The 4,812-nt window shown below is 27.3% G+C and carries 2 protein-coding genes; one reads left to right on the forward strand and one right to left on the reverse strand.

What is annotated here, in order from left to right:
- Positions 1-127 precede the first annotated feature (127 nt).
- Positions 128-1,432 carry a dicarboxylate/amino acid:cation symporter gene (locus I4U58_RS12690; RefSeq protein ID WP_195931710.1) on the reverse strand — a complete coding sequence of 435 codons (1,305 nt, stop codon included), beginning with the start codon at positions 1,430-1,432 and terminating at the stop codon, positions 128-130.
- 745 nt (positions 1,433-2,177) lie between these two features.
- On the opposite strand from I4U58_RS12690, the gene I4U58_RS12695 reads away from it, so the two are divergent.
- Entirely contained in the window at positions 2,178-4,781 is a 2,604-nt protein-coding gene (locus I4U58_RS12695; protein WP_195931711.1) for a PEP/pyruvate-binding domain-containing protein, read from the forward strand.
- The last annotated feature ends 31 nt before the right edge of the window (positions 4,782-4,812 follow it).

Below are 4,812 nucleotides of genomic sequence, written 5' to 3' on the forward strand. Positions count from 1 at the left end.
TATTTTTTGAAATAAATATACGGAAATTATACTTATCTACAATTTATAAATAAATATAATTTCCTTAGAATAAAAAAAGATACCGCAAATCATACGGTATCTTTTTTATTACTTCTATATATAGCTATTATATTATAGCTTCTGATTGATCTATTTCAACTGCCTCTTTTTCTTCATTAAACACTTCTATGTCTACATCTTTATTTTGATATGCAACTATAGTTGTACAAATTGCATCCCCTGTTATATTAACTGCAGTTCTTGTCATATCTAATATACGATCTATACCCATTATTAAAGCTATACCTTCTACTGGTAATCCAACTGATGTAAATACCATTGATAAAGTTATAAGTCCAACACTTGGAACTCCTGCTGTACCTATTGATGCAAGCGTAGCAGTAGCTATAACTGTTAAGTAATCCATTGGAGTTAATGTTATGCCAAATGCTTGTGCAACAAATACTACGGCAACACCTTGCATTATAGAAGTACCATCCATATTTATAGTAGCTCCTAGAGGTATTGTAAATGATGATATTTTTTTAGAAACACCCATTTTTTTATGTAATGTATCTATTGACATAGGTATTGTAGCATTTGATGTCGCTGTTGAAAATGCAAATCCCATAACTGGAGCAAATTTTTTGATAAATTTAACTGGACTTAATCCAGTAGTTACTTTTAGGAATAACATATAAACTACAAAACATTGTACCCCTAATGCTATAAATACACTAAGCATATATTTTAACATTGGTAAAAACGCATCAAATCCTATATTAGCAAAATTTTTAGCTATTAAGCAAAATACACCAAATGGAGCGACATTCATTATAAGCGAAGTCATTTCCATCATTAAATCATTAAATTGAGTAAATCCTTTTAATAATAAACCTGCTCTTTCTCCCATTTTTGCTATTAATATACCTACTATTAATGCAAATAATATTATTTGAAGCATATTTCCTTCTGCTAATCCTTGAATTGGATTTTTAGGAATTATATTTAAAAGCGTATCAGCTATACTAGTTGCTTCTGCAACTTGAGTCTCCGCTTGCTGAACTGAACTTATATCTAATCCTATACCAGGATTTATAATTTTACCAACTGATAAAGCTACTGTTATAGCTAATGCTGTTGTAAGCATATAAAAAGTTACTGTTTTCATCCCAACTTTTCCTAAAGTCTTAGTATCACCTATAGCTGCACTACCACATACTAATGAACAAAATACCAATGGAACTACTAGCATTTGCATTAATCTTAAAAATCCATCTCCAATAACGTAAAATGCCCCATTAATTAATATATCATCTCTAAACGTTCCATTAGGAACATAATAGTATAATATCACCCCACATATTGCCCCTAATATAAGACCAATAAAAATTTTTGTTGTCAATCCAAGTTTTTTATTACTTCTCTCCATTTTTCAACCTCTCCTTTAGTTTATTAATATTGTTATCTATTGTAAAATCTTTGTTTAAATATATAATTTGAATTCTTATTTTAAATAGTAAAATAATATTGTTTACTTTATATGAACTAAGATTAAATCATATATTATTTTTTCAATTTCCAACTCTAATATATTACATATTATAGCACAAAATGAAAAAAAATAAATAAAAATATCAAAAAACATAATTTTCTGTAAATTAAACTATACTTAATTACTAGAAAAATAACTTTAAAATTTATTTTTTTTCATTTCATCGTTGATATAACTAGATAAAATTATAGTTTTTCAATATATAGCTTTATTTCATAATTATTCCAAATGCAATTATTTTTTTATAACCTTCTTTTTACACTAAAAACAAATTAATAAAAATTTGCATAAAAAATAACTTTTGCGAAAAATTTCATCTTCATTGCAAAAGTTATTATTTTCTTCTTATGAGAGTCTAATTTATTTAAATTCTTATTTACTTTTTTTCATAAATTTTAATATTATGTTAGATATCCATTTTGGCATTTTTATAGTTATCATCTTCATACTAATCACTCCTCGCATAGTAAATATTATTCACTTCTTATAAGATATATGATTTCTATTTTTTGTTTTATTTTATATAAATTCTATGCTACACTTTTATATATATAGAAATCTTTTCATAAACTTTAATTCATACATTTCATTTCTAATGTTTTTAATTAAGGAGGTTTTTCCTATGATAAATTCTAATTTTGTAAGTACTGGTATTGATGATTTTGATAAATCTATAAATATGCTAAGACTTGGAGATAGTATTGTATGTCAAGTAGGTACAATTAACGATTATAAAAATTTTATAACTCCATTTATAAATCGAGCTAGAGCTAACAATAAAATTATCGTATATTTCAAATTTGCAGACAAAAAACCCGTATTTGACAATCCACTCGATAACACTAAAGATAGTATCAACAACGAACCTATAAGTGATGATTTAACTAATATAAAAATATTTGATTTAGATCCAAATATAGGCTTTAACTACTTTACTTTAAAAGTTCATGAAATTATAAAATCTCAAGGCGAAAATTGCTATTATGTATTCGATAACCTGACATCTCTACAGAGAATGTGGCACTCTGACTCTATGATATTAAACTTTTTTTCTGTAATATGCTCTTATCTTCATAAACTAAATACTGTATCATGTTTTGCAATTATGAGAAAAGCTCATTCATATGTTTTACCTTCTAAGGTAAGACAAATTGCAAAAGTTATATTTGATATATATACAATAAAGGACAAGTTTTATATACATCCACTTAAAGTATCCGACCGTTTTTCTCCAACTATGTTTTTACCTCTTCAAATAAATGGTAACCAAGCTGTTCAGATAACTTCAAGCGATGATACAGTAAAATTATTTTCAAATATAAATTGGAGAAGTAGCAAAAAAATGGGATATTGGAGACGAACTCTTGATGCAGCTAGAAAAGCATTAAAGGACAATAAAGAAAACCAAGATGATATGAAAAAACTATTAATATCTTGTTTAATTGGAAACGATTCAAAAATTTTCAACATGATTATGAAATACTTTTCTCTAAGCGATATATTAAAAATAACTTCTAGATTAATCGGGACTGGAAATATAGGCGGAAAAAGCATCGGTATGTTGCTTGCAACTCAGATTTTAACTTCTTTAGATGATACAAAAGACTACTTCAAACCTATACTCGAAAAACACGATTCATTTTTTATCGGCACTGATATTTATTATTCTTATATAGTTGAAAATAATTTATGGGATTTAAGAAGTAAACAAAAAACTGATGAAGGATATTTTAAATACGCTCCTATTTTAAAAAAAGAAATTAAAAATGGAGATTTTTCAGAAGATATAAAAGACCAATTTATGCAGATGTTAGAGTACTTCGGCCAATCTCCTATAATAGTAAGATCCAGCTCTTTACTAGAAGATAACTTTGGAAATGCATTTGCCGGCAAATACGAAAGTGTATTTTGTGTAAATCAAGGTACTCCAAAGCAAAGACTAAATGAATTTATAAATGCAATAAAAATTGTATATGCAAGTACTATGAGTGATGATGCAATAAATTATAGAAAAACTAGGGGCTTAGATAAAAAAGATGAACAAATGGCAATTTTAGTCCAAAGGGTTTCTGGTGATTATCACGGCGAGTACTACTTCCCTCACTTAGCAGGAGTAGGAAATTCTTCTAATTTATATGTATATGATGAAAATGTAAATATGGATGATGGTATGATAAGGTTAGTTTTCGGATTGGGGACAAGAGCTGTAGACCGTATAATCGGTGATTATGTAAGAATAGTTACTTTAGATGACCCTATGCGACTTCCTATTATGAATTCTAATGATGAACAAAAATACTCTCAGCATACCGTAGATGTATTGAGTCTAAGTACAAACAAACACATCCATGTAAATTTAGATGTTGTAATAAATGAAGATTTAAAAACAGATATAAATTTATTTGGCTCTAAAGATTATAATACTCAGATAAGACTAAAAGAACTAGGATTAAATCCTAATAGTGCGCCTTATATACTTAATTTTAAGAAATTATTAAAATATTCATCTTTTCCAGAGGCAATGAAAAAAGCACTACATATAATTTCAAAAGAATATGACTATCCTGTAGATATAGAGTTTACAGCTAACTTTAAAAAAGATGGTAGCTTCAAAATCAATATTGTTCAATGTAGACCGCTTCAAACTAGAGGTCTAGGTAAATCTATCGAAATTCCTAAATTATTAAATAAAAAAGACTGTCTATTTTCTTCTAAAGGCAATTTTATGGGCGGAAATATCCGTCTTCCAATAGATTATATTGTATATGTATCAGTAGATGAATACCTTAGCCTAAGTGAAGTTGATAAATATAAAATAGCTCGTCAAATAGGAATTTTAAATACTTCACTAAAAGATAAAAATACTATGCTAATGGGTCCAGGGCGTTGGGGAACATCTACTCCGTCACTTGGAGTACCTGTCCATTTTACAGAACTCAACAATATGTCTGTTATGTGCGAAATTGCATATAGTGATAAAGACGTGGTTCCTGAATTATCTTATGGAAGTCATTTCTTCCAAGACTTAGTTGAAACAGGTATATTCTATGTAGCTTTATTCGACAATAAAGATAATGTTGTATTTAATGAAGACTCACTTAAAAAACTCAAAAATATAGCTTCTGAATTTTCTAATTCAATAAATATAGATGTAGTCAAGGTCTACTCTACAAAAGGACTTGAAATCTATTCTGATATAAAAGAACAAATTGTAATATGTAAATAAATTTTAGTTATATATTAATTTTATAATTTAT

It is taken from the genome of Clostridium sp. 1001270J_160509_D11 (genome assembly GCF_015667935.1).
Lineage (GTDB): Bacteria > Bacillota > Clostridia > Peptostreptococcales > Peptostreptococcaceae > Intestinibacter.

Coding starts and splice junctions, on each gene's coding strand:
- I4U58_RS12690 (WP_195931710.1), bottom strand. CDS start 1,432: ATGGAGAGAAGTAATAAAAAACTTGGATTGACAACAAAAATTTTTATT.
- I4U58_RS12695 (WP_195931711.1), top strand. CDS start 2,178: ATGATAAATTCTAATTTTGTAAGTACTGGTATTGATGATTTTGATAAA.